Source organism: Pseudomonas sp. CHM02, assembly GCF_000612585.1.
In the GTDB taxonomy this organism is placed as follows: domain Bacteria; phylum Pseudomonadota; class Gammaproteobacteria; order Pseudomonadales; family Pseudomonadaceae; genus Aquipseudomonas.
The window spans coordinates 75,800-100,984 of sequence record NZ_JFCA01000029.1 but is presented as its reverse complement, the minus strand read 5'-3'; the positions used below and the strand labels follow the sequence as shown (position 1 = coordinate 100,984).

The 25,185-nt window shown below is 60.3% G+C and carries 25 protein-coding genes and 1 pseudogene; 17 read left to right on the top strand and 9 right to left on the bottom strand.

The genetic code is table 11. From position 1 onward, the window contains the following. Nucleotides 1-25: 25 nt before the first annotated feature. A complete protein-coding gene (locus BM70_RS0118165; protein ID WP_025857296.1) occupies nucleotides 26-1,651 on the bottom strand; it encodes a methyl-accepting chemotaxis protein in 1,626 nt (541 codons plus the stop codon). A 234-nt stretch (nucleotides 1,652-1,885) separates the two neighbouring features. Between BM70_RS0118165 and BM70_RS0118160 the strand changes: the two genes are divergently transcribed. The 3 genes and pseudogenes from BM70_RS0118160 to BM70_RS0118150 all read left to right on the top strand — a co-directional run. Further along, nucleotides 1,886-3,313, top strand: coding sequence for a nucleobase:cation symporter-2 family protein (locus BM70_RS0118160; RefSeq protein WP_025857295.1), 1,428 nt, complete (start codon nucleotides 1,886-1,888; stop codon nucleotides 3,311-3,313). Nucleotides 3,314-3,326: 13 nt separating this feature from the next. Next, on the top strand, nucleotides 3,327-3,788 hold the full coding sequence (locus tag BM70_RS0118155; protein WP_025857294.1) for an LEA type 2 family protein: 462 nt from the start codon (nucleotides 3,327-3,329) through the stop codon (nucleotides 3,786-3,788). A gap of 41 nt (nucleotides 3,789-3,829) precedes the next feature. Beyond that, nucleotides 3,830-4,021 (top strand): annotated as a pseudogene (locus BM70_RS0118150) (hypothetical protein); the annotation flags it as partial. Here BM70_RS0118150 and BM70_RS0118145 read toward each other — a convergent pair. Then, on the bottom strand, nucleotides 4,011-4,937 hold the full coding sequence (locus tag BM70_RS0118145) for a carbon-nitrogen hydrolase family protein (protein WP_025857292.1): 927 nt from the start codon (nucleotides 4,935-4,937) through the stop codon (nucleotides 4,011-4,013). The pseudogene BM70_RS0118150 and the gene BM70_RS0118145 sit on opposite strands and share 11 nt — an antisense overlap. A gap of 201 nt (nucleotides 4,938-5,138) precedes the next feature. Here BM70_RS0118145 and BM70_RS0118140 point away from each other — a divergent pair, with 201 nt between their 5' ends. After that, complete coding sequence (locus BM70_RS0118140; protein WP_025857291.1) at nucleotides 5,139-6,032, top strand: LysR family transcriptional regulator; 894 nt, start codon at nucleotides 5,139-5,141, stop codon at nucleotides 6,030-6,032. Here the strand turns inward: BM70_RS0118140 and BM70_RS0118135 are convergent. Next, on the bottom strand, nucleotides 6,025-6,279 hold the full coding sequence (locus BM70_RS0118135) for a hypothetical protein (protein WP_003190904.1): 255 nt from the start codon (nucleotides 6,277-6,279) through the stop codon (nucleotides 6,025-6,027). The two genes, BM70_RS0118140 and BM70_RS0118135, sit on opposite strands and share 8 nt — an antisense overlap. Nucleotides 6,280-6,442: 163 nt before the next feature. Here BM70_RS0118135 and BM70_RS0118130 point away from each other — a divergent pair, with 163 nt between their 5' ends. Then, nucleotides 6,443-6,772, top strand: coding sequence for a YqjD family protein (locus BM70_RS0118130; protein ID WP_025857290.1), 330 nt, complete (start codon nucleotides 6,443-6,445; stop codon nucleotides 6,770-6,772). A 38-nt stretch (nucleotides 6,773-6,810) separates the two neighbouring features. On the opposite strand, the gene BM70_RS0118125 is transcribed toward BM70_RS0118130, so the two are convergent. Further along, nucleotides 6,811-7,848 (bottom strand): Ldh family oxidoreductase, encoded by a 1,038-nt coding sequence (locus BM70_RS0118125; protein WP_025857289.1) that lies wholly within the window; start codon nucleotides 7,846-7,848, stop codon nucleotides 6,811-6,813. A 266-nt stretch (nucleotides 7,849-8,114) separates the two neighbouring features. Then, the gene (locus BM70_RS0118115) at nucleotides 8,115-8,384 is read right to left on the bottom strand and encodes a PepSY domain-containing protein (protein ID WP_025857288.1); all 270 of its coding nucleotides are present in this window, start codon (nucleotides 8,382-8,384) and stop codon (nucleotides 8,115-8,117) included. Nucleotides 8,385-8,537: 153 nt separating this feature from the next. Here BM70_RS0118115 and BM70_RS0118110 point away from each other — a divergent pair, with 153 nt between their 5' ends. The 7 genes from BM70_RS0118110 to BM70_RS0118080 all read left to right on the top strand — a co-directional run bounded on the left by BM70_RS0118110 (nucleotide 8,538) and on the right by BM70_RS0118080 (nucleotide 14,552). Then, a complete protein-coding gene (locus BM70_RS0118110) occupies nucleotides 8,538-9,533 on the top strand; it encodes a FecR family protein (RefSeq protein WP_025857287.1) in 996 nt (331 codons plus the stop codon). A gap of 329 nt (nucleotides 9,534-9,862) precedes the next feature. After that, nucleotides 9,863-10,315, top strand: a complete 453-nt coding sequence (locus BM70_RS0118105; RefSeq protein ID WP_025857286.1) for a hypothetical protein — start codon at nucleotides 9,863-9,865, stop codon at nucleotides 10,313-10,315. Nucleotide 10,316: 1 nt separating this feature from the next. Next, on the top strand, nucleotides 10,317-10,880 hold the full coding sequence (locus BM70_RS0118100; protein WP_025857285.1) for a hypothetical protein: 564 nt from the start codon (nucleotides 10,317-10,319) through the stop codon (nucleotides 10,878-10,880). Nucleotides 10,881-10,947: 67 nt separating this feature from the next. Next, complete coding sequence (locus BM70_RS0118095; RefSeq protein WP_025857284.1) at nucleotides 10,948-11,670, top strand: hypothetical protein; 723 nt, start codon at nucleotides 10,948-10,950, stop codon at nucleotides 11,668-11,670. A 61-nt stretch (nucleotides 11,671-11,731) separates the two neighbouring features. After that, nucleotides 11,732-12,409: a C39 family peptidase gene (locus tag BM70_RS0118090; RefSeq protein ID WP_025857283.1), complete on the top strand. Its 678-nt coding sequence runs from the start codon at nucleotides 11,732-11,734 to the stop codon at nucleotides 12,407-12,409. Between the two features lie 37 nt (nucleotides 12,410-12,446). After that, nucleotides 12,447-13,196 (top strand): hypothetical protein, encoded by a 750-nt coding sequence (locus BM70_RS0118085; RefSeq protein ID WP_025857282.1) that lies wholly within the window; start codon nucleotides 12,447-12,449, stop codon nucleotides 13,194-13,196. Between the two features lie 51 nt (nucleotides 13,197-13,247). After that, entirely contained in the window at nucleotides 13,248-14,552 is a 1,305-nt protein-coding gene (locus BM70_RS0118080; protein ID WP_025857281.1) for a transporter, read from the top strand. Nucleotides 14,553-14,730: 178 nt separating this feature from the next. Here the strand turns inward: BM70_RS0118080 and BM70_RS0118075 are convergent, their stop codons facing one another. Continuing rightward, entirely contained in the window at nucleotides 14,731-16,056 is a 1,326-nt protein-coding gene (locus tag BM70_RS0118075) for a sigma-54 dependent transcriptional regulator (RefSeq protein ID WP_025857280.1), read from the bottom strand. A 342-nt stretch (nucleotides 16,057-16,398) separates the two neighbouring features. Here BM70_RS0118075 and BM70_RS0118070 point away from each other — a divergent pair, with 342 nt between their 5' ends. Then, nucleotides 16,399-16,659, top strand: coding sequence for a hypothetical protein (locus BM70_RS0118070; protein WP_025857279.1), 261 nt, complete (start codon nucleotides 16,399-16,401; stop codon nucleotides 16,657-16,659). 65 nt (nucleotides 16,660-16,724) lie between these two features. Here the strand turns inward: BM70_RS0118070 and BM70_RS0118065 are convergent, their stop codons facing one another. From BM70_RS0118065 to gnd, 3 genes are read right to left on the bottom strand one after another with little or no spacing between them, the layout of a single operon-like run. Beyond that, nucleotides 16,725-17,549, bottom strand: coding sequence for a Cof-type HAD-IIB family hydrolase (locus tag BM70_RS0118065; protein ID WP_025857278.1), 825 nt, complete (start codon nucleotides 17,547-17,549; stop codon nucleotides 16,725-16,727). After that, complete coding sequence (gene zwf / locus BM70_RS0118060; RefSeq protein ID WP_025857277.1) at nucleotides 17,546-19,069, bottom strand: glucose-6-phosphate dehydrogenase; 1,524 nt, start codon at nucleotides 19,067-19,069, stop codon at nucleotides 17,546-17,548. Before zwf ends, BM70_RS0118065 begins: the two co-directional genes overlap by 4 nt. Further along, on the bottom strand, nucleotides 19,066-20,049 hold the full coding sequence (gene gnd / locus BM70_RS0118055) for a phosphogluconate dehydrogenase (NAD(+)-dependent, decarboxylating) (RefSeq protein ID WP_025857276.1): 984 nt from the start codon (nucleotides 20,047-20,049) through the stop codon (nucleotides 19,066-19,068). Before gnd ends, zwf begins: the two co-directional genes overlap by 4 nt. Before the next feature lie 271 nt (nucleotides 20,050-20,320). On the opposite strand from gnd, the gene BM70_RS33130 reads away from it, so the two are divergent. The 4 genes from BM70_RS33130 to BM70_RS0118035 all read left to right on the top strand — a co-directional run bounded on the left by BM70_RS33130 (nucleotide 20,321) and on the right by BM70_RS0118035 (nucleotide 25,119). Then, nucleotides 20,321-20,500: a DUF6026 family protein gene (locus BM70_RS33130; RefSeq protein ID WP_155952171.1), complete on the top strand. Its 180-nt coding sequence runs from the start codon at nucleotides 20,321-20,323 to the stop codon at nucleotides 20,498-20,500. A 161-nt stretch (nucleotides 20,501-20,661) separates the two neighbouring features. After that, complete coding sequence (locus BM70_RS0118045; protein WP_025857275.1) at nucleotides 20,662-22,410, top strand: phosphoethanolamine transferase CptA; 1,749 nt, start codon at nucleotides 20,662-20,664, stop codon at nucleotides 22,408-22,410. A gap of 114 nt (nucleotides 22,411-22,524) precedes the next feature. After that, on the top strand, nucleotides 22,525-24,753 hold the full coding sequence (locus tag BM70_RS0118040; RefSeq protein WP_025857274.1) for a TonB-dependent siderophore receptor: 2,229 nt from the start codon (nucleotides 22,525-22,527) through the stop codon (nucleotides 24,751-24,753). 144 nt (nucleotides 24,754-24,897) lie between these two features. Next, entirely contained in the window at nucleotides 24,898-25,119 is a 222-nt protein-coding gene (locus BM70_RS0118035; protein WP_025857273.1) for a hypothetical protein, read from the top strand. Nucleotides 25,120-25,185 lie beyond the last annotated feature (66 nt).

The following is a 25,185-nucleotide window of genomic DNA, read 5'->3' as shown; positions in this document are numbered from 1 at the left end:
TACAAAAAGCAGGTTCCTGACGCCTTCAAATCACAAAACGCGCCACCATCCCATTCAAATCCACCGCCAGGCGCGACAGCTCATGGCTGGCCGCGCTGGTCTGGTTGGCACCCGCCGCCGACTGGGTCGCCAGGTCGCGGATGTTGACCAGGTTGCGGTCCACTTCGCGGGAGACCTGGGCCTGTTCTTCCGACGCGCTGGCAATCACCAGGTTGCGTTCGTTGATCAGGCTGATGGACTGGGTGATCTGCTCGAGGGCAACGCCAGCGGCGCGGGCCATTTCCAGAGTGTCCTGGGTGCGCTGGTTGCTCTGTTGCATGGACTGCACGGCTTCACCGGTGCCGTTCTGGATACCGGCGACCATTTTTTCGATTTCCTGGGTCGACTGCGCAGTGCGATGGGCCAGCGCCCGCACTTCGTCGGCCACCACCGCAAAGCCACGTCCGGCTTCACCGGCACGTGCGGCTTCGATGGCTGCGTTGAGCGCCAGCAGGTTGGTCTGTTCGGCAATCGCGCGGATCACGTCCAGCACCTTGCCGATGTCACGCCCCTGCGTGGCCAGGCCCTCGATCATCGCCGCGGTGTTTTGCACATCCTGGGTCATGGTCTGGATCGCGCCGACGGTTTCCATCACACGGTCGCGGCCTTCACGCGCAGCCTGGTTGGACTGCCCGGACGCTTCGGAAGTCGACACCGCATTGCGTGCCACTTCTTCCACCGCCGCCGTCATCTCGTTGACCGCCGTGGCGGCCTGGTCGATTTCATTGTTCTGCTGCTGCAAGCCCTTGGAAGCTTCTTCGGTGACCGCGCTCAGCTCTTCCGCGGCGGAGGCCAGCTGCGTCGCCGAACCGGCGATATGCTGGATGGTCTGGCGCAGATTGGCCTGCATGGTCGACAAGGCGTTGAGCAACCGTGCGGGCTCATCCTTGCCATCGTCTTCGATGGTCTTGCTCAGGTTGCCAGCGGCGATGGTTTCAGCCACTTCCACGGCCTTGCGCAACGGCGTGACGATGCTGCGGGTGAGCAGCCAGGCGAGCAATACGGTGAGCAACGCGGCAGCCACCGATACGGCGATCACACCGGTAATCGCGCCTTGGTAACTCAGCCCGGCTTCATCGTCGGCCTGCTTGGCGTCGGCCGCATTGATGGCAATGAGCTTGTTCAATTGCTCGCCCATCTGGTCGGTGCCGTCCTTGATGCGGCTGTTGATCAGTGCACGCATCTCATCGACCTTGCCTTGCTTGGACAGGGCCAGCATCTCGGCCTGGGCCTTGAAGTAGTTGTCCAGGGTGACCACAAACACCTTGTATAACGCAGCCTCTTCCGGGCCGGCAGGCAACGCGGCGTAACTGGCCTGGGCGGTTTTCACCTTGTCGGCCAGCACCCCCATGCGGGTTTCGGCTTCCTGCAGGCTGGCAGGCTCACGGTTGACCAATACGCGGAACGACAGGATACGCAGGCGCAGCACGTTTTCCGTGATGATGCCCAATGAGGTCACGCTGGGCAGTTGGGTGAGGCTCATGTCCACCGAGGACTGGCGGATCTGCGTCATGCGGTTGACCGCAAACACCCCCAGTAAAACCACCAACAACGCAATGAACGCAAAACCGAGGAACGCTCGAGGGGCAATATTCAGCTGACGGAGGGACATAGGGGGAGCTCTCAGAAATAGTGTTTGCGAGCGTCCCTGCCGCGAAACGATCCATCAGCGTCAACGCGCTGCTCAGACCTTGGTCACCACTGTTGTCATGGGTATGTGGGCCTATATGAGATATCGGCAGGGCCTGGGGTTTTGCGCAGGGGCCTTATAAATATTTTTTTACACTTCTGACGACCGGCAGTTTCTGGCATCCTGCGCCTCCATTTTCTGACCCGAGCCCGCATTTTGTCTGACGCTCAAGCTCCTCGCCCCCGCTATAAATCCGACCTGATCTACGGCCTGGAAGACCGCCCGCACTTCACGGCAGCGATTTTTGCCGCCTTGCAGCACGTGCTGGCGAGTTTCGTCGGGATCATCACCCCCACGCTGATCGTCGGCGGCGTGCTGGGCCTGGAAAGCGAAGTGCCGTACCTGGTGAGCATGGCGCTGTTTGTGTCGGGGCTCGGCACCTTTGTGCAGGCGCGCAAGTTCGGCCCGATCGGCTCGGGGCTGTTGTGCCTGCAGGGCACCAGCTTTTCCTTTATCAGCGTGATTCTCAGCGCGGGTTTCATGGTCAAGGCCCGGGGCGGCGGCACCGATGAGATCCTCTCGACGATCTTTGGCATCTGTTTTTTCGCGGCGTTTATCGAAGTGGTGCTCAGCCAGTTCATCGGCAAGCTGCGCAAGCTGATCACTCCGGTGGTCACCGGCACCATCATTACCTTGATGGGCCTGTCGCTGATCAAGGTGGCGGTCACCGACATGGCGGGCGGTTTTGGCGCCAGCGACCTCGGCGCCGCGAGCAATATGGGCCTGGCCGCGCTGGTGTTGCTGACCATCGTGGTGCTCAACCGCTTCAACAACCCGTTCCTGCGCCTGGGTTCGATCGTGATCGGCCTGACCCTGGGTTTCGTGGTGGCTTGGCTGCTGGGCCGCGTGGATATGGCCGCACTGCCTCACGTGCCGCTGATCAGCGTGCCGGTACCGTTCAAATACGGGTTCTCGTTCGACTGGGTGGCGTTTATCCCGGTGGCGGTGATCTTCCTGATTTCGCCCCTGGAAGCCGCCGGTGACCTGACGGCCAACTCGATGATTTCCCAACAGCCGGTCAAGGGCCCGCTGTACATCAAGCGCATCAAGTCCGGCCTGTTGGCGGACGGCCTCAACTCGGCGATGGCCGCCACTTTCAACAGCCTGCCGATGGTGACGTTCGCCCAGAACAACGGCGTGATCCAGTTGACCGGCGTGGCCAGCCGCTACGTGGCGTACTTTATCGCCGGCCTGCTGGTGCTGCTGGGCCTGTTCCCGATGATCGGCGCGGTGCTGCAACTGATGCCCAAGCCGGTACTGGGCGGCGCGACCCTGATCATGTTCGGCACCGTGGCCGTGGCCGGGATCAAGATCCTCGCCGAAGCCGGGCTGCACCGACGCAATGTGCTGATCGTGGCGATTTCGCTCGGCATGGGCCTGGGTGTCGCTGCGGTGCCGGAAGTGCTGCGCGACCTGCCCAAGGCATTGCATAACATCTTTGAATCGCCGATCACCGTGGGCGCGTTCTGTGCAATCCTGCTGAACATTTTCCTGCCGGAAGAGTTCATAGAACTGGAAGAAGATGAATTTGATCCAGAGTCCTCTACCCTCAAAGTCATGCAGGACCCGGACGTCACGAAATAGGAGCACTTTTTACATGCGCAAGCTCATGGTTCTATCGCTGTTGCTGCTGACCCTGAGCGCCTGCGCCCTGTTTCCCAACCGTGATCCGGTGAACATCAACGTGGTGGGCATCGAGCCCCTGCAAAGCCAGGACCTGGAAGTACGCTTCGCCGTGAAACTGCGGGTGCAGAACCCCAATGAAACGGCGATCGACTACAACGGCGTGGCCCTGGACCTGGAGGTCAATGGCCGGCCGCTGGCGTCAGGGGTCAGCGACCAAAGCGGATCCATCCCACGCTTTTCCGAGACCGTGCTGATGGTGCCGGTGAGCGTTTCGGCGTTTTCTGTGTTGCGTCAGACCCTGGGCCTGAGCCAGACCCAGAGCTTGAACAACCTGCCCTACGTGCTGCGGGGCAAACTCGCGGGAGGCCTGTTCGGCACGATGCGCTTTGTGGACCGTGGCACGCTGGACCTGCCGAATACCGTCACCTGGTAAACGCCATGCAACCGACGCTGTTCACCGAACACCTGATCCTGCGCCCGTTGCTGCGCGTACCCAAGGCTGCACCGAACCTGGGATCGCGACGGATTTCCGAGCGCACCGGCATGCGTTTGATCAGGACGGATACAGGCAACTTCGTCGAAGGCACCTTCCCACGGGACATCTGGGAAATGACCCGTGAGGAATGGCTGGCATCACACCCTCTGCAGGAGCCGTTCAGTCGGTGATGTAGCGCACGCCAGGCTTGGTGCGCTCGTCCACTACCAACTCGAATACGTCCGGCCGGGCGTAGTGCCCCACCACGTCATAGTCGTACCGCGCGCGCACCAGTTCATCGGTATCGATGCGGGCCGTCAGCAGCCCGGCTTCACCGCGCAGCGGCCCGGCGAGAATGTCGCCCATGGGGCCGATGATCACGCTGCCGCCGGCAATCAACGGACGGTCCGATGGCCAGTTGGCAACCTCGACGCCCAGGGCTTCAGGCGAGGCCTGGACCTGGCACGCGCTGATCACAAAGCAGCGCCCCTCATGGGCGACATGGCGCATGCTCACTTGCCACATCTCGCGCTCGTCCACGGTCGGCGCGCACCACACCTCCACGCCCTTGGCGTACATCGCCGTGCGCAGCAGCGGCATCATGTTTTCCCAGCACACTGCGCCGCCAATGCGCCCCACCGCTGCGTCGATCACCGGCAGCGTCGAGCCATCGCCCTTGCCCCAGATCAGCCGTTCGGTGCCAGTGGGCATCAGCTTGCGATGCTTGGCCACCAGGCCATCGGCGGGCTCGAAGTACAACACGGTGCAGTACAGGGTGCTGCCACTGCGCTCGATAACGCCAAGTACCAAACTGGCAGCGGTGCGCGCGGACAGGCCCGCCAGCGCCTCGGTCTCTGCACCAGGCACCTCAATCGCGTTGGCGAAATAACGCGCATAGGCTTCACGCCCTTCAGGCAGGCGGTAGCCCAACTGCGTGCCGAAACCTTCACCTTTGGGATAGCCCCCCAGCAGCGCTTCGGGCATGACCACCAGTTGCGCACCACTGCGCTGGATGTCGTCCTCATAGCTGAGGATTTGCGCCAGGGTCTCGGCCTTGCCACCCGGCAACGCGCCAATCTGCAAAGCCGCCACAATAGAAACAGGCATCACGATCACTCCGAATAAAGAAGATAGGCAGCCCATCTGGAGCGAGCTTGCTCGCGAAAAACGTCAACGATAACGCCTTACTGACGGGTTACCACGGCGCTCCCAAACGCTTCGCGAGCAAGCTCGGTCCTGCAAGGGTTGGGTTGCCCATTCTCTTGCGTGCAGCGATCATGAATAAAGCCCACCTCAGTGCTGAATGATATGAGCCAGATGAATATCGCGAATATTGACCTGAACCTGCTGAAAACCTTTGAAGCCCTGCATGACGAGTCCAGCGCCAGTCGCGCGGCGTTGCGCCTGGGCGTGACGCAATCGGCGATCAGTGCGGGCTTGCGGCGTTTGCGCGAGGTCTATGACGATCAACTGTTCGTGCGCACCGGTCGGGGACTGGCGCCGACGTTGCGGGCCAATCAGTTGAAGCCGGTGATCAGCGAAGCGCTGGACCGCTGTCGGCAGAGCCTGGCGATGGTCAATCCGGATAACCAGCAGTACCAGGGCCGGTCCGTGGTGCTGGGTTTGTCCGATGATTTCGAGATTGCCTACGGCCGCCGGCTGATCGCTGAGATTGCGCAACGAGCGCCCAGACTGCGGGTGATTTTCCGCCAGACTCACAGCCAGATCGTCGCCGGTGCATTACTCGATCGCACCCTGGACCTGGCGATTACCGCCGGCGGTTTCGCGCACAGTCGGTTGAGCCGGCAGGTGCTGGGGGAAGGCGATTATCGCTGCCTGGTGGATTCCGACCAACCCGAGATCAGCCTGGACGAATTCGTCGCACGCGAACATGTGCTGGTGTCTTCAGGCGGGTTTATCGGGATCACTGACGAAGGCCTGGCCGCACACGGATTGAGCCGCCAGGTGTGCGCGTCCACCAGCCACTTTGCTGCGCTGCCCTTCTTGCTCAAGGGCAGCCAGGCGGTGGCGACCATTCCGGGGCACGCTGCGCAGGCCATCGCCGACATGACCGGGCTGCGCGTCCTGCGCTGCCCGCTGGCGCTACCGCGCTACCCGGTCGAACTGGGCTGGCGCACCCAGGCGCAGCTCGATCCGGTGGTGCTGAAAGTGCGCGAGGCCATTGTGGCGAGTTTTATTTAGCCGCGGCCATCAGCTTGTTGACTTCACTGCGCACCATGTTGGAAAACTCCGGCGGCGACATGCCGTCGAGTTCGGCGCGCACCCATTCGGCCCACTTGCCCTTGCGCTTGGCGCGTTCGCCGAACAACCGTGCCGCTTCGCCCTTGGCCTTGCCCAGGTTGGTTTGCCACAGGTCGTAGAGACGGGACTTTTCATCTTCCAGCTCGGCGCGTTCGGCGAGGGTCTTGTTGGCGAGATTGAAGCTCATGTTGAATTACCTGCTGCATAAATAGGTGCCATCTTACACTGTAGGTCGAAATTTCCTGATCCGGAATTTACCCGAACCCACGCCGAGGGAAAAAAACTGCAACTTTTGCCACCGCCCGGCACTCCATTGTTCACTGTCACATTCACCTGCAAGGAGTCACACAATGGCCCGCAAAACCGCCGCCCAAGCCGCCCAAGCTGTCGAAGATCAAATCAAGGATCAAGCCTTCAGCGAACTTACGGCGCTGATCGAAGAGTCTGACAAACTGCTCAAGAGCAGCGCTTCCCTGGTAGGTGAAGAAGGTGAAACCCTGCGTGAGCAGGTCGCCATCAAACTCAAGCAAGCGCTGGACTCGGTGTCCAACGTGCGCGAGCGCAGCAAGCCAGTGGTCGACGCGACCGAAACCTACATCGGTGGCCATCCATGGCAGACCGTGGCCATCTCTGCCGGCTTCGGCCTGGTGGTCGGCCTGTTGCTGGGTCGCCGCAACTGATCTGCCGGGTGGCGGCGCCGGCTGGCGCCGCCACCTGTTCAATCGACCGACAATGCCTGCAATCGCGCCAGTTCCTGCGCGTCCAACTCAACACCCTGCTGCTCCGACTTCGCCCGTGTGCGATGACGTCGATCCCCCGGTAAACGCCGCAAGCCCGCCGCATGCATCTGCCGCACCAGTTCCTGGCTGCGCTCGGCGAAGCTTTGCCCGGCGGTTTTGCTCGGGTCGATGACAATCAGCAACTGGCCGGTCCAGGGCGTGCGGGCACCGGGGTGGTCGGCCCAGTTGAACTCGAACGAGAAGTTGCCACCGGTCAAGGCCGCCGCCAGCAGTTCGACCATCATCGATAACGCCGACCCCTTGTGCCCGCCGAAAGGCAGCAGTGCGCCGCCTTCGAGCACGGCCTTGGGGTCCTGGGTGGGCTGGCCGAGGCTGTCGACGCCCATGCCCGGCGGCAGGCGCTCGCCCTTGCGGGCGGCAATCTGTACGTCGCCGTGGGCGATAGCGCTGGTGGCCAGGTCGAACACAATCGGCAAGCCGTCGGCACGCGGCGCGGCGAAGGCGATGGGGTTGGTGCCGAACAGCGGCCGGTCGGCGCCATGGGGCACCACGCAAGTCATGCTGTTGACCACGCTCAACGCCACCAGCCCTTCTTCGGCGAAAGGCTCGACATCCGGCCACAGCGCGGCAAAGTGATGGGAGTTGTGGATGGCCAGCAGCGCGATGCCGGCGCTGCGTGCCTTGTCCACCAGCAGTGCACGGGCCGCTTCAAGGGCCGGCTGGGCGAAGCCGTTGCCTGCGTCTACCCGCACGAAGCCGGACGCCACATCCGTGACCACAGGCACAGCCTTGCCATTGACCCAACCACTGGCCAGCGTGCTGAGGTAACCGGGGATGCGGAAGATGCCGTGACTGTGCGCACCGTCGCGCTCGGCGCTGGCGCAGTTGCGCGCCAGGATCGCGGCAACCTCGGGCGAGGTGCCATGTTTGACGAATATGGCGTGCAGCAACCCCACCAGGTCGTTGAAACCGATGAAGGCTGAAGGACTGTCGACTATCGGGGACTGGGCAGACATCTGTAGCTCCGATTTTATAATTGGAAGAGACAACAAGAATCCAGATCGTCGATTAAACAACGCCTCCCGTGCCTGCTGTCAACGGGCGCTTGCGATCCGCCTCCGTTATCTACCGCCACACGCACGGTGCCCGGGCATTGTTCATGAGCAACGTCGATAAACGGATTGACACCATGCTGGCCAATGCCGACTCGATCACCTGCATGATCAGCCAGTTGGGGCGGGAATCGGATGCGGGAGCCTGAGCAGGCTCCCGGCGGGGAACGTCAGTCTTTCTGGTCACGCAGGATATTGCCCGACGCGCCGTCGATTCGCGCTTCGTACACGGTGCCGTCGGACTTGCGCCCTTTGACTTCCCAATAGCCGTTGTCGTCGGCCTCGGCTGCATATACCTCGATATAGCCGGCCTTGGTCTTGGCCACTTCGATGGCTTTCTCAATGGTAATCCAGCCCGCCCCCGGCTTGTCGGCCAAGGCAGCGCCCGCGCTGAGCAGAGCAGTGGTTGCACACAGGGCGACTAAGGTTTTCTTCAGCATATTCGTACTCCATTGTGGGAATGACAGACTCATGTCCTGAATTTTTTGGGCATTGCCAAACGAGAATAAGTTCCAATTGATGTGCAATCGCCATGATGGCTGTTCTCGCCATCCGCCTCGGGAGGTTAGAATGTCGGAAATCAGGATGAGTAAATGAGCGAAAAAGCCCTTTCAGAAGCCGAATATGACGCCATCACCGACGCCGCTGCGCATTGGTGCATGCGTCTGCACGCGTGTGATTGCACGCCTGGCGAGCGTCAGGCTTTTGCGCAATGGCACGATGCTCATCCGCTGCACGCCTTTGAATACGCGGCCATGCTCGAAATCTGGGACGTCGCCGATCACCTGCCCCGCAGCGAACCTACCCCTGTGGTGGTGCCGTTCAAGCCCCGCAGCCGGGTGCGTACCTATGCGGTGGCGGCAGCGATTTGCCTGGCCGCCCTGCCCCTGGCCGCCTTTACCGGCTGGGAGGCCGGGTGGCTACCAAGCGCCTATGAACGCTTCGACGCCGCCAATGGTTTACGCCAGGTCACGCTGGGTGATGGCAGCCAGGTGGAGCTCAACCTCGGTACCGAGCTGATCTACAGCAATTACAAGGACCAGCGCCGGGTCACGCTGAAAAAGGGCGAGGCGTTCTTCAAGGTCAGCCATGACAACAACCACCCGTTCATCGTGCATGCAGCCAATGGCCAGGTGCGGGTCACGGGAACCCAGTTCAACGTCTGGAAATACGAAGACCAGGTGCGAGTGATGCTGCTCGAAGGCTCGGTACAGATTGCCAGCGACCAGGTGCACGGCAGCGTCCCGCTCACCCCCGGCATGCAGGCCAGCTATCAACAGGGCGATGCCACACCCCGTGTGCGTGCGATCAACCCCAACGATACCGCGCTGGCCTGGCGCCAGGGTAAACTGATCCTCGACAACCTGGCCCTGGCCGATGCGTTGCCACTGATCAACCGCTACCTGAGCAAACCGGTGATGCTGGCAGACGCCAGTACCGGGACGATTCGCATCGGCGGCATCTACAACATCAACGAGGTCAACAACCTCGTCCCCTCCCTGCCCAAGGTCTTGCCGGTCTACCTGACCCAGAACCAGGACGGCAACCCCGTACTCAATTCCATACCGCGTAAAGCCCCCAAAGGCTGAGCCCCCGCCAGCAGGCAAAGGCTTGCGCACGCCTGAAGTGTCCGTTTTTTTTACACCTCCCTGCCCTGAACCGCCCGTGGCAAGCGGATTCATGCTTTTGTCATGCGCGGTGTTACAGCGCTGATACAGGGTGGTGAAGCGATTGTGCAGCGGCTGGGTAGCCTGGGATTCATGGGTCGCTGTCTCACGGCTGATACAGCGCGGCCATCATTTTGCCTGGCCTTTTGCGCAACCCTTTGAATAACCGAAACAAACAAAAAGCGGCACAGCTTCTGCTCTATCCCTTACAGCGCTGTTTAGGGTCAGCGTGAAGAATAAGGAATATTGCCGTGGTCACTCACACTCAAGGTTCATTGAGCCTCCTTCTGATCAGCTGTGTACTCAGTACCAGCGTGAGCCTTCCAGCGCTCGCCGAAGGTAACGGTGTGATCGTGATTGAACGCGCTGTCCGTGGCCACATGTACGGCCGCACCGCCGGCTCCGACCCCAGCCCGACCACCGCGAATGCCAACCCGTCCGTCCAGATCTATCGCGCCCTCAACAACACTGAATTGAACGACAGCGACATCGCCGGGATCGCCAGCGGCTCCAGCCTCACTCGCACGATCATGCCAGGCGGCAACCTTCCCGGATTTGACAATAACGGCGGCGGCATCGGCCTGGGTGCAGGCGCCGCAGCCAGCCATGTCGGTGGCAGCAGTATTTCCGGCACGGTCAACGGCGCAGTCTCTCGCGGCCTACAACCGCTGAACAACATCGGCAGCATGGTCGGAGGGCGCTGAGATGAAGTATTCCTGGATGATCCTGACCGTGCTGGGTTGCGGTGCCGCGATGGCCGACAGCAACAACAACGCAACCATCGACAACTCGGGCAAGCACTACAACGGCGTAGTCACGGTCAACCAGGCCGCCGGCGACCAGCAGCAACTGAGCAATAACGTCGCCATTGCGGTCGGCCACAACGCCCAGGCGAACATCAATGTCACCCAGCACATCAGCGGCGCTCCCTCCGACCGCAACCTGAACGCCAAAGCGGCCATCCAGGGCAACTCATTCAGCAATGGCAACGGCGTACTGAGCATCAACCAGTCGGCCGGGGCCCAGAACCAATCGATCAATGCCGTGCGCATCAGCATTAACGCTGGCCCGCAGAGCATCGATGACAGCGTCATGTCGCAACAGAACGTTGCGCTTGCAACAGACTCAGGGTTGACCCCTACCACTGGCAGCCGCCAGGTCGTTACCAGCGACCAGGCCTTCACCGGCAGCCGTGGAGTGGTACAGGTCACCCAGAGCGCCGGGGTGGGGAACCGAGTGGCTAACACCCTGAACCTGCGACTCAACTGATGGAGCTGAGTCGATAGCTAGACCGTACCAACACTTAACCAACTAAATAGAAGCAAGGAGAAACACCATGAAACCTACAATGGCTCTTAAACCACTGGCTTTCGCTCTCGCTGCTCTCATGGCTGTTGCTGCTCACGCTAACCCACCAGGCGGCGGTGGCGGTGGCGGCCCACAACCGGCTCCAACCACTTCAGCCACCGCTACGTCCAACGACGGTCAAAGCAACCATGGCAACGTGGTGCTCAATGACAAAACCAAAAACAACGCTTCGGCCAATGAGTCCTACAACCACATCAGTGGCATTGCCAACGGCAACGTGCTGAGTGGTGACAACAACCAGGGCAAAAACGACGTAGTCGTTCAGTCCGCCGATGCAGACTTCGTGTTCGCGACCGTGAACTCGGCTCAATCGAACACCGGTAACCTGGTGATCAACAGCAGCACCAAAAACAACGCTTCGCTCAACGACAGTGGCAACAATGCTTCCGGCGTGCTTCAACTGAACGCCGCTTCGGGTACCTCCAACCAGGCCAGCAACAGCACCGTTATCCAGGCTAACAAAGATGGTACCGGCGGCGCTGCAACCGTCAATGGCGTGCAGGATGTGTCCGGCAACCTGACCCTCAACCTGGCCAGCGGCCATGGCTGGAACACCAAGCCAGTGGTCAACAACGCCAGCGTGAACAACTCGATGAACTTCAGCTCCGGGGTGTCGAACTCCAACGTTCTGTCGGGTAGCAACAACCAAGGTCAGAACAACGTAGTCGTGCAGTCCACCACTCGCTTCTGATCCTGACAGGGCCTTGGCAACAAGGCCCTTTTCATTCCAGTGTCCAACAGGTCATACGATCATGCGCCTCGTTGCCTTCCTCCTTCTGCTAGCACTCACCGGCCCGACCTGGGCGGGGCAAATGGCTGTGGTCATGCCGGGTGGTGGGTTGATCTACAAGAAGGTCGAGAGCATCCGCGAACGCAAATTCGCCAACCTGGTGGAACAGAAAACCGATTTCAGCTGTGGCGCCGCTGCACTGGCCACCATCCTGCGTCAAGCCTATTGGATGGATGTGGATGAAGACCACGTCATCAAGGGCATGCTGGTCAACGCAGACCAGGACCTGGTGCGCACCCAGGGCTTTTCCATGCTCGACATGAAGCGCTATCTGGAAAGCATCGGCATGCGCGCCAAGGGCTACCGGATTACGCCAGAAGTGTTGATCACCGTCAAAGTCCCGGTTGTGGTGCTGCTGGAAATCCGCGGCTACAAGCACTTCGTGGTGTTGCAGCGCGCCGACAAGGACTGGGTCTATATCGGCGACCCCGTGCTGGGCCACAAGCGCTATACAAAGGACGATTTCATCAAAGGCTGGAACGGCATCGTTTTCGCCGTATTGGGTGAAGGCTACGACAAGACCAACGCCCTGCTCTCCCCGCCCACACCGTTGACCGCCAAGAACCAGCTGAACACGTTCAGCCCCGTGCGCGACAGCGAATTGATGGACTTCGGTTTCATCCAGAGCGACTTCTTCTAGAAGCGCAATAAGGGGCAGGACGCTCCAGGAGCAGACGATGAACACTTACCGTTGGCTGACGGTCATGTGCCTGGCGGCCTCAATGCCCGCCTATGCGTCATCGGCCTTCAAGCCTATCGAGCTCAAGGATTCGGAAATGGCGGATCTGCGCGGGCGCTTCGTAATGCCTGGGCGGATCATCAGTTTCGGCATCGTGATGAGCACCACCTGGACCAACTCCAGCGGCGCCACCGTGACGGGCAGCGCCAGCATGCAAATCGACAAATCGACCGTCACCCCGCAGTTCTACGTACAGATCACCGGCAACGATGGCAACGGCCAGACCCAACAACCCAACGGCACCGGCACCGTGGTGGGCGGCGCCGGCCTGGGCACCGGCCAAGGCGTGACCCAAAGCGTGCGCGCTGCCGGGGATGGCAACACGGCCAACAACGCGGTGGACATCAACGTCACCAAAAACGGCCTGGCGCCGGCCAACTACGCGCAATCCGGCCAGGCCCTGGTCGCCGGTCAACCGATCACCGGCAGTACCGCCGCAGGCCAGGTCACCGTCTCGGCCAAGAATGGTGGGCTGCAGATGTCGCTCCTGGCCAATAACAATCAGGGCAATGTGGTGCAGCAGATCGGCGGTGGCAATGTCCTGCAGGGCACCGTTATCAGCGGCAACAGCAACTTCATCAACAATTTGACCCAGCTTAACGTGGTGATGGGCAACAACGGTTTGAACAACATCACGCAGAACCTCAACTTGGATCAACTCAAGGGCCTACGCACTATCGGTTATTGAACTACGCTGAGCCACGACACTTACGCATTAAAAAAAGGGACGGCTTACTTCATGCATCGATCTTTATCGTTACGTGCCGTGGTTTGTTTGAGTACGCTCCTGCCTGCAACGATGTTGTATGCCGCGCCGGATGCCGATATTGAAACGCTGAAACAGGAACTCCTGGAACTCAAGCAGCGTTACGAAGTACAGCAAAAAGCACTGGCGGTATTGGAGCAAAGGGTCAGGCAGGTAGAAGATCAGCCAGCCACGCCGGCGCCCAGGCGCCTGGCCAAATCCCCGGCTGATTTCAGCAAGAGCACCACCGTGGCCGGCGCGCCCGGGGTAGGCGCGGCGGCCGCATCGGGCGGTGCGGGCGGCGGCAGTTCCTATGGGCAAAGCCTCAAGGATGATTCGGCCCCCGCACAAAGCGTCAGCAACCTGTACAACGAGGCCAGCGGCTTTTTCGGCAATGGCAAGTTCAGCTTCGAGACCGGTATCACCTACGCCCGTTATGACGCGCGCCAGCTGACGCTCAACGGTTTCCTGGCACTGGACTCGATCTTCCTCGGCAATATCAACCTGGACCGGATCAAGGCCGATAACTGGACCCTGGACCTGACGGGGCGCTACAACCTCGATAACCGCTGGCAGTTCGATGTAAACGTGCCGGTGGTGTACCGCGAGTCCACTTACCAGTCGGGTGGTGCCAACAACAGTGGTACCACCACCTCGGAAGCCTCGGTCACTCGCGACCCGACCATCGGCGACGTAAACTTCGGCATTGCCTACAAATTCCTCGACGAAACCGACACCCTGCCGGATGCGGTGGTATCGGTACGGGTCAAGGCGCCTACGGGTAAGGAACCCTATGGCATCAAACTGATCGAGTCGCCCAACAACGACAACCTGTTCGTGCCGGAAAGCCTGCCCACGGGTAACGGCGTCTGGTCGGTCACACCGGGCATTTCGCTGGTCAAGACCTTCGACCCCGCCGTACTGTTCGGCTCGTTGTCCTATACCCACAACTTCGAGGACTCGTTCGACGACATCAGTTCCAATGCCAATCAGAAAGTCGGCGGCAAGGTCAGCCTCGGCGACAGCTTCCAAGTGGGCGTGGGCGTCGCCTTCGCGCTGAACGAGAAGATGAGTATGTCGTTCTCGGTCTCCGACCTGGTACAACGCAAGAGCAAGCTCAAGCCTGACGGCGGGGACTGGCAATCAGTGGTGTCCAGCGATGCGAACGCCGGCTACTTCAACGTGGGGATGACGATTGCGGCGTCGGAAAACCTGACGATCGTGCCGAACCTGTCGATCGGGATGACGGACGATGCGCCGGACTTTACGTTCAGCCTGAAATTCCCGTACTACTTCTAACCGCAGACACGGTAGGAGCGGGCTTGCCCGCGAAGGACGGCAACGATAACGCGTGGTACCAGGAAAAATGTGGTGCCATTGCGTTTTTTCGCGAGCACGCTCGCTCCTGCAGGTTTTGAGGCCAAGGAAAAGCCCCGCAACGATAAGGGTCGTTGCGGGGCTCTTCGGTTTACCCGCCCTAGCGGATCTGGTGTTTGTGCAGCAACCGGTAGAACGTGGGCCGGGAAACCCCCAGCACGCGGGCGGCGACGCTGAAGTTGTCGCTGTGCCGGTTGAGCACATCGCACAGTGCCTGGCGTTCGGCACGGTGCTTATAGTCTTCCAGTGTAGCCATGGGCGGAGAAATTGCCTGCTGGCCCTGCAATCCCAGATCAACGGCTTCGATCTGACGCCCTTCGGCGAGCACCAAACCGCGGCGCACACGGTTGGCCAGCTCACGCACATTGCCCGGCCAAGCGTGTTCGCCCATGACCACCAAGGCATCATCACTGAAGCTGCGCGGGCGGCGGCCGGTTTCCTGGCTGTAGAAGCGGGAAAAGTGGTTGGCCAACATTGCGATATCGCCATGGCGCTCACGCAAAGGCGCGGTGACCACTTGCAGGACATTGAGCCGGTAATACAAATCTTCACGGAAGGCGCCCTTCTCCACGGCGGCTTCCAGGTCGACGTGAGTGGCCGCCAGCACCCTTACATCCACGGGAATCGGCTGGCTGCCACCGACGCGTTCGATCTGTTTCTCTTGAAGAAAACGCAGCAGGTTGGCCTGCAGCTCCATGGGCAGGTCGCCGATTTCATCCAGGAACAGCGTGCCACCGTTAGCGGCTTCGATGCGCCCGACCTTGCGCTGATGGGCGCCGGTAAACGCGCCCTTTTCATGGCCGAACAGCTCGGATTGAATCAAATGCTCCGGGATCGCCCCGCAATTGATCGCCACGAACGGTTTGGCGTGGCGCTGGGATTGGCGATGCAGGGTCTTGGCGACCAGCTCTTTACCGGTGCCGCTGTCGCCACGGATCAACACCGGGGACTCGGTGGGCGCCAGTTTGGACAGCAATTTGCGCAGTTCGCGGATCGGTCGACTGTCTCCCAGCAGTTCATGCTCGGGCTCGTCCACCGGCGTGTGGCCCTTGCCGCGCAAGCGTGCCATGCCGAAGGCGCGGCCCAGGGTGACCTGTACACGGGCGACGTCGAACGGCAAGGTATGAAAATCGAAAAACCACTCGCAGACGAAGTCACCAACGTTCTGCAGGCGCAAAACGTCCTGGCTGAGCACGGCAATCCACTCGGTACCGCTGCGGCCAATCAGTTCCTTGACCGCCTCCGGACGTTCGAGGTGATAAGGCTGCAGGCGCAACAGGCCGACATCACAGGACCGGTCACCCACCGCTTCCAATGTGCAACTGTCGACTTCCCACCCCGCCGTGCGCAAACCGGGCAGCAGCCCGTGGCAGTCGTCGCAGGGATCGACCACTAGCAATCGGCGCTGAACGGGGGGCACACCCATGACTGTTCCTTGGCGTCAAAATTGTTAAATTTATTTAGAAACAACAGTTTGTGACGTCTGCAGCTAACCCTAGCAAGGTCTTGACGCAAGGCTTGTACCGTTTCGCTATAAGTCTGGGCAAAAAGCCACTTCGCCGCGTTTACGCCAAAAAAGTTAGGCCAGGTCGAAACTTTCATTCAGCTTTCAAAACAGCTGCTTACATGACGTTAATCACTAAAAGTCGAAAAAAGTTGCTCTAACATGTGACCCGTACCCGGCCATCGTGCATCAGTACAAGTAACCCGCCGCACGGTCAGCCCAACCGCCGGCACTCACTTGAATGGGCAATGAGAGAGAACCCACATGAACGCCCCGCTCCGCATCAACGAAGCTCTTTTGATCGCAGACCGTGCTTTCCAGCCCTTTCAGTGCGTGGCCTGGCACGATGGCAACGGCGCCCTCAGCCTGAGCGTCATCGACCGCACCAATACCCGTATCGGCAGCAAACAATTATCGTCGAGCGCTTATACCGACCCTGCGCAGTTGGAAGACTTGCTGTTGCAAGCCCGCGCCGAGCTCGATAAAGATGGCTACCAGTTGCAATCCTGGGCAATGCCGAAGTAAGTCGGCACTGTAACTTGCGCGCCGTGGATTAATGGCGCGCAAGTTCAGCGTTAGAGCGCAATCGCTTATTGCGCGGCAAGAATAAATCGTTCGATCGCTTCCGCCGCGCCATCCTCGACATTGCTGCCAGTCACCACACTGGCCTGGCGCTTGACGGTTTCTTCCGCCTGCCCCATGGCAATCGACAACCCCGCCATGTGGAACATCGCCGGGTCATTGCCGCCATCACCGATCGCCGCCGTCTGCTCCATGGGAACACCCAGGTGCGCGGCCAAGGTCTTCAAGGCCTCGCCCTTGTTGGCCAGCATCGCGGTCACGTCCAAGTACACCGGTTGTGAACGCGACACCTGGGCCAGCCCCTGCACCTTGGGCTGCAAACGCGCCTCCAGTTCCACCAGCAACTGCGTGTTGTTACTGGCGGCGACGATCTTGTCGACCCGGTCCAGGTAGGGCTCGAAGCTCTCCACCACTACCGGCCCATAGCCCAGGCCATCGGCCTCGCGCTGCACCATCGGCCCTGGCGGGTCGCGGCGCAGCCAGTCACCATCGGCAAACACCCACACTTCCACATCCGGCTCGCCCGAAAACAGCGCCAGGGTGACCAGCGCTGCCTCCGCTGGCAGGTGATGGGCAACCAGGATGCTGCCATCCGGGTTGATCAAGGTGCCGCCATTGAAACCGGCCACCGGCACATCGATACCGAAGGTCTCGATCAACTGCAGCATGGCCTTGGGCGGTCGCCCGCTGGCCAAGCTGAAAAACACCCCACTGTCGCGCAGCGCACGCACTGCATCAGCGGTGCGCTGGCTGAGACTGTGATCCGGGTGCAGCAAGGTGCCGTCCACGTCACTGAGGATAAAACGGATGGGATGAATCGCTGCGTCACTCATCCGAGGCTATGCCAGGCACGCCCATCGCGGGCCAGCAACGCATCGGCGGCGGCCGGACCGTCTTCACCTGCCTTGTAGGCCTGGATGCCGTCGTCTTCCTTCCACGCATCGAGGAACGGCTGCACCGCACGCCAGCCGTTCTCGATGTTGTCGGCGCGCTGGAACAAGGTCTGGTCGCCGGTCATGCAGTCGTAGATCAGGGTTTCGTACCCGGTCGATGGCTGCATTTCGAAGAAGTCCTTGTAGGCAAAGCCCAGCTGGATGTTCGCCATGTCCAGGGTCGGCCCGGGCTTTTTCGCCAGCAGGTCGAACCACATGCCTTCATTGGGCTGGATCTGGATTTTCAGGTAGGTGGGCTTGAGCTCATCGACCTCGGTGTCGCGAAACTGTGCATAGGGCGCCGGCTTGAAGCAGATGACGATTTCGGTGTCGCGCACGCTCATGCGCTTGCCGGTGCGCAGGTAGAACGGCACGCCGACCCAGCGCCAGTTGTCGATCATCACCTTGAGGGCGACAAACGTCTCGGTGCTGCTGTCAGGCGCCACGTTGGCTTCTTCGCGATAGCCCGGCAGTTGCTTGCCGCCGATTTCACCGGCGGTGTACTGCCCACGAACCGAGTTGGCCCGCGCATCTTCCAGCGACCACGGGCGTACCGCACCAATGACCTTGGCTTTTTCACCGCGCACAGCGTCGGCGCCAAAGGCCGCGGGCGGTTCCATGGCCACCATCGCCAGCAACTGAAACAGGTGGTTGGGCACCATGTCGCGCAGGGTGCCGGTTTTTTCGAAGAAATTGCCCCGGGTTTCCACGCCGACGGTTTCGGCGGCGGTGATTTGCACGTGGTCGATGTAATGGTTGTTCCAGAACGCTTCGAACAGCACGTTGGAGAAACGGCTGATCAGGATGTTCTGCACCGTTTCCTTGCCCAGGTAATGGTCGATGCGATAGATCTGCTTCTCGCTCATCACCTTGAGCAGGCTGGCGTTGAGGGCTTCGGCGGTGGCCAGGTCGGAACCGAAAGGCTTCTCGATGACCACGCGACGGAAACTGTCATCGGTTTCGGTCAACAGGCCGGCACTGCCCAGGCGCTGCACCACGTCGCTGAAGAAACGCGGTGCGGTGGCCAGGTAGAACACCGCGTTGCCGGTGCCGCTGTCGGCGATTTTCTTGCCAATGTCGGCATAGGTGCTGTCGTCGAGGAAATCGCCCTCGACGTAGCTGATGCCCTTGGCCAATTGCGCCCACCGCTCAGGGTCCAGGGCGTTATCGGCATTGCCCTTGACCTTGCTCGCGGCCTCGGTGCGAATGAAGTCCTCGAGTTTCTTGGCGAAGTCGGCGTCACTGATGGCGTTGTGATCAACGCCGACAATGCGCAAGCCATCGCCCAGCAGGCCATCACGGCTGAGGTTGTACAGCGCCGGCATGAGCAGGCGCTTTACAAGGTCACCATGGGCACCAAACAGAAACAGGGTGGTGGGCGGAGCGGGTTCGGCCTTGGGTTTCTTGCCGTTGGCGGTCATTTTTTGGAAGTCTCCACGTGACCACCAAAGCCGAAGCGCATGGCAGAGAGCATTTTGTCACCGTAGGTGCTTTGCTGGCGCGAGCGGAAGCGTGCGAACAGCGAGGTGGACAGCACCGGTACCGGCACGGCTTGTTCCATGGCGGCTTCGATGGTCCAGCGGCCTTCGCCACTGTCGGCAACCGAGCCGGAGTAGCCGTCGAGTTTCGGATCGGTGGCCAGGGCGTCGGCGGTCAGGTCCAACAACCAGGACGAGACCACGCTGCCACGGCGCCAGACTTCGGCGATATCGGCCACGTTGAGGTCGAAGCGCTGGTCTTCCGGCAGGTTTTCCGAGTTCTTGGTCTTGAGAATGTCAAACCCTTCGGCGAACGCCTGCATCATCCCGTACTCGATGCCGTTGTGGATCATCTTGACGAAGTGACCGGAGCCCGCCGGGCCTGCGTGGATGTAGCCCTGCTCGGCGCGCGGGTCGGCGCTGGCGGAGCGGTCCTTGGTGCGCGGGATGCTGCCCAGGCCCGGGGCCAGGCTCTTGAAGATCGGATCAAGGCGCTGCACGGTCTCGGCGTCGCCGCCAATCATCATGCAGTAGCCACGTTCCAGGCCCCAGACGCCGCCGGACGTGCCGACGTCGACATAGTGCAGGCCCTTTTCAGCCAGGGCCTTGGCCCGGCGAACGTCGTCCTTGTAGTTGGTGTTGCCGCCGTCGATGATTGCATCACCGTCTTCGAGCAGCGTGCTCAATTGGTTGATGGTGTCTTCGGTGGGCGCGCCCGCCGGCAACATCACCCACACGGTGCGCGGCTTTTGCAGCCCGGCAACCAGGGCCTTGAGGTCGGCGACGCCGGTGGCGCCCTCTTCGCTCAGGCCTTTTACAAATGCTTCGTTACGGTCGTAAACAACGGTGGTATGCCCATTGAGCATCAGGCGCCGTGCAATATTCCCGCCCATGCGGCCTAGTCCGATAATCCCCAGTTGCATGTGCTGATGCTCCTAACTACTAAAAAAATGTGTGACATAGTTTATAGCGCAATGAGGCTAATGAGGGTTAGTCCAGCGCGGTTACGTGTAGTTTCATGGAAAAAAGTTGCCATCGTTTCACCATCACAGCACAAAAAGTCACACGACCATCAAAAATAAAAAAGTTCCCTTGCCCGCAAAAAGAATTCAGAATTGGCCTCGACTGCTGCCGAGAACCTCGACTCAAGCGTTCTGGCACACCGCGATACACCGGCTATTTGCGAGGTAAGCAATGAGCACTGCACAGATGAACCGTCCGCCACAGACCCTCTACGTCACCATTCGACGTGATGAGCTGCGCCAGTTGAAAGACGAACGCGAACAGCTGCAGCAGGAAGTCATGCGCCTGCGTTCGCACATCATCCAAGCCCAGCTGGACCAGCCTTCCAGCACTCAGCCTGCGCTCTGCTAAGCCTGTTCATCGCTTTGTAAGATAACCGCTACAAAAATCTCACAAAGTTTTCACACGCCCCTCCCGATACTCCCGCCCCCAAGGGCCACCCCATGCAAGGGTGGCCTCTGTTGCGCGCGCCCCTGCGCGTCAGCTGAAAAATTATCGGGTTGGAGCGCTGGATGGCGATGTTCAAACGCAGCACCACGTCTGCGAAAGGCTTTGATTGGGCCGGCCTTGGTTGGCTGTTCCTGTTTTTCTGGTACTTCTCGGGCATTACCCAACTGCTGATTCAGCTGACCGGCACGTCCGGTTTCAGCGGCTTTCGCCAAGCCTTCTTCATGAGTGCGCTGTGGCTCGCGCCCATGCTGTTGTTTCCCCGTCGTACACGACTGCTCGCCGCGGTGATCGGCGCAGTGCTGTGGGCGTGCTCCATGGCCAGCCTGGGTTATTTCTTCATCTACCAGCAGGAATTTTCCCAGAGCGTCATCTTCATCATGTTCGAATCGAACATCTCTGAAGCCGGCGAATACGCCACCCAATATTTTGCCTGGTGGATCGTGCTGGCGTTCATCGCCCATACCGCTTTCGCCGTGTTCCTGTGGACGCGCCTGCGCCCGGTCTACCTGCCTCGCGGCCAGTCGATGCTGGCAGCGGCAGCCATTGTGCTGGCGGTGGTGGGCTACCCGCTGGTCAAGCAGATCGCCACCAGCGACAACATGGACCAGGCCATCGATCGCTTTGAAACCCGTATCGAGCCCGCCGTGCCGTGGCAGATGATCGTGGCTTACCGTCGCTACACCGAGCAGTTGGACAACATGCAAGGCATGCTCACCAGCGCCAGCCAGATCCCGCCCTTGAAGAACCTCAAGGACAGCATGGCTGGCCAGCCGTCCACGCTGGTGCTGGTAATCGGCGAGTCCACCAATCGCCAGCGCATGAGCCTCTACGGCTACCCGCGCAACACCACACCTGAACTGGACAAGCTGCGCGACGAGTTGGCGGTGTTCAACAACGTCATCACCCCGCGGCCCTACACCATCGAAGCACTGCAACAGGTGCTGACCTTCGCCGACGAAGAAAACCCGGACCTGTACCTCAAGACCCCGTCGATTGTCAGCGTGATGAAACAGGCCGGCTACAAGACCTATTGGATCACCAACCAGCAGACCATGACCAAACGCAACACCATGCTCACGACCTTCTCCGAACAGGCCGACGAACAGGTGTACCTGAACAACAACCGCAACCAGAACGCCCGCCAGTATGACGGCGACGTGCTGGCACCGTTCGCCAAGGCAATGGCCGACCCTGCCGAGCGCAAGTTCATCGTGGTGCACCTGCTGGGCACCCACATGAGCTACCAGTACCGCTACCCGCCGAGCTTCGACAAGTTCACCAACCGCCAGGGCGTGCCGGATGGCGTCAGCGATGCGCAGTTGCCGACCTATAACAGCTACGACAATGCCGTGCTGTACAACGACTTCGTGGTGTCGAGCCTGATCAAGGACTACGCCAAGACCGACCCCAACGGCTTCCTGCTGTACCTCTCGGACCATGGCGAAGACGTCTTCGACTCTGCCGGCCACAGCACTCTGGGGCGCAACGAAGGCAAGCCGACGGCGCCGATGTACACCATCCCGTTCATGGCCTATGCCTCACCGAAGTGGCGCGAAACCCACGACTGGAGTTTCGCCGGCGATCTGCATCGCCCGTACAGCAGCTCGCAGTTGATTCACACCTGGGCCGACCTGGCCGGCCTGAGTTTCGATGAGTGGGACCGCAGCAAGAGCCTGGTCAGCGACAGCTTCAAGCCGCGCCCGTTGATGATCGGCAACCCCTACGAGCGCCAGCAGAAAGGCTTGATCGACTTCAGCTTGATCAAACCGAAGAAGAGCACCACCGAAGTGGTGCTCCAAGAGCCCTTGTAACAGAAAGATAACAATCGTTCTCGTTTAGTCCTAAAGTTCCGCGCCTCCTTTCGTCTTTGAGCCAAGGCCTTCTCTTACTGAGAAGGCCGCAAAGACGACAAGGAGTCTTCCGCGATGTTCGCGCCCATTACCCGTTCCATGACCCTCACCCTCGGCCTGTTCACTGTGGTAGTGAGCCCGGATCTACTGGCTGAAACCGATCCCGAAAACAAAGCCCTCGAACTCGGCGCCACCAGCATCACCGCCGAAGGCCTGGGTGCCAACACCGAGCACACCGGGGCCTACACCACCGGTTCCATGAGCACCGCGACCCGCCTGAACCTGTCGATCAAGGAGACCCCGCAATCGATCTCGGTGATCACACGCCAGCAGATGGATGATTTCAATCTCAATACACTGACCGATGCTTTGCGCCAGACCACTGGGGTGACAGTCCAGCACCTGGATTCGGACCGCGCCGGTTACTCGTCGCGCGGCTACTCCATCAACAATTTCCAGGTGGATGGCATGCTCAATACGTTTGGGCGCATGAAGTCCGACTCCGACACCATCATCTACGACCGTATCGAGGTGGTACGCGGCGCGACCGGCCTGACGACCGGTGCGGGCGATCCCTCGGCCACTGTCAACATGATCCGCAAGCGCCCGACTGCGCAGTGGCAAGCCAAGGCCGGCGTCAGCGGCGCCAGCCATGACAACTACTACAGCTACCTGGATGTGGGCGGCCCGCTGGCCTTTGATGGGCGCCTGCGCGGGCGTACCGTAATGGCTTACCGTGACAGCCAATCCTTTCGCGACAACTACGCCCTGCAAAGGGAAGTCGGCTACGGCATTCTCGAGGCCGATCTGACAGACGATACCGTGGTAGCCGTAGGCTTCGATTATCAGAACAAGCATGTCCAGGGCACCTCATGGGGCACACTGCCCTATTGGAACAGCGATGGCAGCAAGGCCCGCTTGTCACGCTCCGCCAATATGGCAACCGACTGGAGCTCCTGGCCGCTGAAGGACAAGACCACCTTTGCCTCCCTCGACCACAAACTGTCCGAGGACTGGCGCTTGAAAGCCGCCTACACCCACCGACAGAGCGATACCGACGGCAAGGTGTATTACGGCGGCGCGGGCTTCCCGAACCCGGACGGCAGCGGCATGACCGCCTGGACCAACCAGATGGTCGGCACGTCGAAAATGGATGCCGTGGACTTCAACCTCGCCGGCGCCTACACGCTGCTGGGCCGCGAGCATGAATTGATGGTGGGGTATGGGGAGTCGGAGCAGAGGGACTCCTCGCCCTACCAGCGTTACAGCACACCCGCAGGCTACGAAACCATCCCGGATTGGCAACACATGGGCGGTATCGTCAAGTTCCCCGACCGTACCACCGGGCTCAAGGGCCCACACTCAAGCAAACAGCAGAAAGCCGGGTATCTGGCCACTCGACTGAGCCTGACCGACAGGCTGCACGCGGTACTGGGCAGCCGGTATGGCAGTTGGGAAATCGAAAATACCCCTGTGGACTACGACGCCAATTACCAGCGTATCCCCGAACCCAAAACCCGCCAGACCCACAACGACATGTGGACGCCCTACGCCGGGCTGCTCTACGACCTGACGCCGGAATACACGGTGTATGCCAGCTACACCGATATCTTCAACCCGCAGGACGAACGTGACGCCAGCAAGAAATACCTGGAACCGGTGGTGGGCAGCAACTATGAGATAGGCCTCAAGGGCAGCCTGCTGAACGAGCGGTTGAACCTGGCCGCCGCGTACTTCTGGAGCCCCCAGGATAACGTGGCCGAACTCGATAACACCGCGCCACCGGACCCGGTCACCCGCGAGCAGTTCTACAAATCCGGCGGCAAAGGCAACAAGGTGCAGGGCTTTGAAGTCGAGGTGTCAGGCGAAGTGATGCCTGACTGGAATCTCACCGCCGGCTACACCTACACCCACTCGCTGAACGGCGATAAGCAACGCAACAACACCGACCAGCCGATGAACCTGCTGAAGATGTCGACAGCCTATCGCCTGCCCGGCGAATGGCGCGGGTTGACGGTGGGTGGCGCGGTCAATTGGCAGAGCGATTTCTACGCCTTCGCCGGACGGCCGACCGGCGGCCGGGATCAGGACGGCGACCTCATCACGACACCGACCAAGATCACCCAGCAGGCCTACACCGTCGTCAACCTGATGTCGCGCTACCAGTTCGACGAGCATGTTTCGGCGTCGGTTAACGTCAACAATCTATTTGATAAAAAATATTACGAACGTGTTGGTTTCTATAACGGCGTGTATTGGGGCGACCCGCGCTCGATCACTCTGGCATTGGACTGGAAGCTGTAAGAATTTTTAACCTGAAGTTAACGAAATTGTTAACTTCGGGTTTTTTTCGCGTTAATTCCTACTTAATAAACTCACGCCACACTCGCCCCATGAATCTGATCAAGGACAGAGCGGATACCGATCACTCTTAATGGGAATACTGCGATGAAACTCTCGACCCTGATGCTTGCCAGCCTGATGACCCTGACCTCCGCCGCCGCCTTTGCCGAGGGCGGTTCCGAGCGCTCGAAGGAGTTCTACAACAACTTCACGTTCATGCAGCAGAAGACTCATGGCACTGCTGAACAGACCGCGCAGGCCGATGGGAAGAACGCGAAGAAAGAGACGGCCGGTCAATCCACCGCCGAGCAACAACCGAACACTTGATTCAACTGATTTAACCGCACTGCCCTTTACCATCCTGCTCCTATGGCTAAGGTGAACTTGGCGCCA

What these genes read in the sequence shown, in the direction of transcription:
- BM70_RS0118100 (WP_025857285.1), top strand. Translation starts at nt 10,317, where the DNA reads ATGAAGTATTCCTGGATGATCCTGACCGTGCTGGGTTGCGGTGCCGCG.
- gnd (WP_025857276.1), bottom strand. Translation starts at nt 20,049, where the DNA reads ATGCAACTGGGGATTATCGGACTAGGCCGCATGGGCGGGAATATTGCA.
- BM70_RS0118125 (WP_025857289.1), bottom strand. Translation starts at nt 7,848, where the DNA reads ATGTCTGCCCAGTCCCCGATAGTCGACAGTCCTTCAGCCTTCATCGGT.
- BM70_RS0118070 (WP_025857279.1), top strand. Translation starts at nt 16,399, where the DNA reads ATGAACGCCCCGCTCCGCATCAACGAAGCTCTTTTGATCGCAGACCGT.
- BM70_RS0118085 (WP_025857282.1), top strand. Translation starts at nt 12,447, where the DNA reads ATGAACACTTACCGTTGGCTGACGGTCATGTGCCTGGCGGCCTCAATG.
- BM70_RS0118130 (WP_025857290.1), top strand. Translation starts at nt 6,443, where the DNA reads ATGGCCCGCAAAACCGCCGCCCAAGCCGCCCAAGCTGTCGAAGATCAA.
- BM70_RS0118075 (WP_025857280.1), bottom strand. Translation starts at nt 16,056, where the DNA reads ATGGGTGTGCCCCCCGTTCAGCGCCGATTGCTAGTGGTCGATCCCTGC.
- BM70_RS0118155 (WP_025857294.1), top strand. Translation starts at nt 3,327, where the DNA reads ATGCGCAAGCTCATGGTTCTATCGCTGTTGCTGCTGACCCTGAGCGCC.
- zwf (WP_025857277.1), bottom strand. Translation starts at nt 19,069, where the DNA reads ATGACCGCCAACGGCAAGAAACCCAAGGCCGAACCCGCTCCGCCCACC.
- BM70_RS33130 (WP_155952171.1), top strand. Translation starts at nt 20,321, where the DNA reads ATGAGCACTGCACAGATGAACCGTCCGCCACAGACCCTCTACGTCACC.
- BM70_RS0118110 (WP_025857287.1), top strand. Translation starts at nt 8,538, where the DNA reads ATGAGCGAAAAAGCCCTTTCAGAAGCCGAATATGACGCCATCACCGAC.
- BM70_RS0118040 (WP_025857274.1), top strand. Translation starts at nt 22,525, where the DNA reads ATGTTCGCGCCCATTACCCGTTCCATGACCCTCACCCTCGGCCTGTTC.
- BM70_RS0118035 (WP_025857273.1), top strand. Translation starts at nt 24,898, where the DNA reads ATGAAACTCTCGACCCTGATGCTTGCCAGCCTGATGACCCTGACCTCC.
- BM70_RS0118080 (WP_025857281.1), top strand. Translation starts at nt 13,248, where the DNA reads ATGCATCGATCTTTATCGTTACGTGCCGTGGTTTGTTTGAGTACGCTC.
- BM70_RS0118045 (WP_025857275.1), top strand. Translation starts at nt 20,662, where the DNA reads ATGGCGATGTTCAAACGCAGCACCACGTCTGCGAAAGGCTTTGATTGG.
- BM70_RS0118090 (WP_025857283.1), top strand. Translation starts at nt 11,732, where the DNA reads ATGCGCCTCGTTGCCTTCCTCCTTCTGCTAGCACTCACCGGCCCGACC.
- BM70_RS0118140 (WP_025857291.1), top strand. Translation starts at nt 5,139, where the DNA reads ATGAGCCAGATGAATATCGCGAATATTGACCTGAACCTGCTGAAAACC.
- BM70_RS0118115 (WP_025857288.1), bottom strand. Translation starts at nt 8,384, where the DNA reads ATGCTGAAGAAAACCTTAGTCGCCCTGTGTGCAACCACTGCTCTGCTC.
- BM70_RS0118165 (WP_025857296.1), bottom strand. Translation starts at nt 1,651, where the DNA reads ATGTCCCTCCGTCAGCTGAATATTGCCCCTCGAGCGTTCCTCGGTTTT.
- BM70_RS0118095 (WP_025857284.1), top strand. Translation starts at nt 10,948, where the DNA reads ATGAAACCTACAATGGCTCTTAAACCACTGGCTTTCGCTCTCGCTGCT.
- BM70_RS0118065 (WP_025857278.1), bottom strand. Translation starts at nt 17,549, where the DNA reads ATGAGTGACGCAGCGATTCATCCCATCCGTTTTATCCTCAGTGACGTG.
- BM70_RS0118135 (WP_003190904.1), bottom strand. Translation starts at nt 6,279, where the DNA reads ATGAGCTTCAATCTCGCCAACAAGACCCTCGCCGAACGCGCCGAGCTG.
- BM70_RS0118145 (WP_025857292.1), bottom strand. Translation starts at nt 4,937, where the DNA reads ATGCCTGTTTCTATTGTGGCGGCTTTGCAGATTGGCGCGTTGCCGGGT.